Annotated in this window: 1 protein-coding gene and 1 pseudogene; both read left to right on the plus strand. The window is 38.4% G+C overall.

The annotated features are described in order from the left end of the window. Window positions 1-74: 74 nt before the first annotated feature. Window positions 75-395, plus strand: a pseudogene (locus KH943_RS09845) (quinone-dependent dihydroorotate dehydrogenase); the annotation flags it as partial. Window positions 396-690: 295 nt separating this feature from the next. Next, window positions 691-2,434 (plus strand): pyruvate dehydrogenase (acetyl-transferring), homodimeric type (gene aceE, locus KH943_RS09850; RefSeq protein WP_304110408.1); only part of this gene is annotated, 1,744 nt, incomplete at its 3' end.

The following is a 2,434-nucleotide window of genomic DNA, read 5'->3' on the forward strand; positions in this document are numbered from 1 at the left end:
CATATCCTATCCATTTTCCTGTAACTTCATCTTTTTTCAATCTCATAGTCTTTTCGTAAATATTACATTTGCATATGATTCGTCATCATATTGATGGCGTGATTGCAGGAAATACCACGCTTTCGCGTGATCCTGTGGCAGGACTTAAAAATGCCGAGCAGCAAGGTGGATTAAGCGGTAAGCCATTGAATGTACTCAGTACGCGTTTAATCCGTATGCTTGCTAAGGAATTAAATGGTGCATTGCCGATTATTGGTAGTGGTGGTATTCATTCCGTTGCATCAGGCCAAGAAAAAATTGATGCTGGAGCAAAATTGTTGCAAGTCTATTCAGGGATGATTTACGCGGGACCAAAATTAATTCAAGATTTAGCAAGAGCGATTAAGCTTGATTAAATGCTCAGTTTATCTTTCCTATTGTGCAGGTCAAAAAAATAGACAAAACAACTGTTTTTTGTTATCTTTATTTAAAAATTTATCTACATTTTTACAACATTTTCACTTTTTAGAGAAAATCTTTGTAAATCAAATAGATATTCGCTATGTGATAGGCTTTAACAATAATTTTGCAAAGCAATTTAGTTGAGGATGCAAGCTGTTGCTAAGGCTTATTGCATAACATTTGAGCAAACGATAGAGCCCATTTTTGCTCTATTATCCATTCATAGTTAATAACATTAAGGGAAAACCTATGTCAGAGATTTTAGTGAATGACGTAGATCCAATCGAAACTCAAGATTGGTTACAATCATTAGATTCATTAATCCGTGAAGAAGGCGTTGAGCGTGCTCAATACATCATTGAGCAAGTTATTGGTCAAGCTCGTACAAATGGCGTTTCATTACCAACAGGTGTAACAACAGATTACGTAAACACCATCCCAGCATCTGAGCAGCCTGCTTATCCAGGTGATCACGCAATCGAGCGTCGTATCCGTTCTGCGGTACGTTGGAATGCGATCGCAATGGTTTTACGTAGTCAGAAGAAAGATCTTGACTTAGGTGGTCATATCTCAACTTATCAAGCAGCAGCAACCATGTATGAAGTTTGCTATAACCACTTCTTCAAAGCAGCAACCGAGAAAAACGGTGGCGACTTAATTTTCTTCCAAGGTCACGCAGCACCAGGTATGTATGCACGTGCGTTCTTAGAAGGTCGTTTAACTGAAGAGCAAATGGATAACTTCCGTCAAGAAGCATTCGTTGATGGTTTATCTTCATACCCACACCCGAAATTAATGCCTGAATTCTGGCAATTCTCTACCGTTTCAATGGGTCTAGGTCCTGTAAACGCTATCTACCAAGCACGTTTCTTAAAATACTTAGATAACCGTGGATTAAAAGATACTAAAGATCAAAAAGTTTACGCATTCCTAGGCGATGGCGAGATGGATGAGATCGAGTCTAAAGGTGCATTAACTTTCGCAGCACGTGAAAAATTAGATAACTTAATTTTTACTATCAGCTGTAACTTACAACGTTTAGACGGTCCAGTTAATGGTAACGGTAAAATCGTTCAAGAATTAGAAGGTTTATTCAATGGTGCTGGCTGGGAAGTAATTAAAGTATTGTGGGGCAGCGAGTGGGATAAATTATTCGCAAAAGACACTTCAGGTAAATTAACCCAGTTAATGATGGAAGTAGTTGATGGCGATTATTTAACCTTTAAATCTAAAGACGGTGCTTACGTGCGTGAACACTTCTTCGGTCGTTACCCAGAAACTGCGGCATTAGTAGCAGATATGACGGATGATGAAATTTGGGCATTACGCCGTGGTGCACATGATAGTGAAAAACTTTATGCAGCTTATGCGAAAGCACAAAAAGCGACCAAGCCAGTTGTGATTTTAGCCCATCAAGTTAAAGGTTATAAAATCCCTGAAGCGGAAAGTAAAAATACCGCTCACCAATCTAAAAAAATGTCTTACGAAAGCCTTAAAGGTTTCCGTGACTTCTTCGAATTACCATTAACCGATGAGCAAGTAGAAAAATTAGAATACATTAAATTTGCTGAAGGCACACCTGAGTATGAGTACTTACATGGCCACCGTAAAGCATTAAACGGTTATGTTCCTGCTCGTCGTACTAAATTTGATGTTGAATATAAAGTACCTGCATTAGAAGAATTTAAGGCCTTATTAGAAGAACAACCTCGTGGTATTTCAACTACAATGGCATTTACTCGTGTATTAAACATCTTATTAAAAGATAAAAATATCGGTAAAACGATCGTTCCTATGATTGCGGATGAAGCTCGTACATTTGGTATGGAAGGTTTATTCCGTCAAGTAGGTATCTACAATCCGCATGGTCAAAACTATGTTCCTTCAGACCGTGATTTAGTGGCTTACTATCGTGAAGCAAAAGATGGTCAAGTATTACAAGAAGGTATCAACGAATTAGGTGCAACAGCCTCTTGGTTAGCAGCAGCAAACT

This window comes from Haemophilus parahaemolyticus, from assembly GCF_018373095.1.
GTDB classification, from domain to species: domain Bacteria; phylum Pseudomonadota; class Gammaproteobacteria; order Enterobacterales; family Pasteurellaceae; genus Haemophilus_A; species Haemophilus_A parahaemolyticus_A.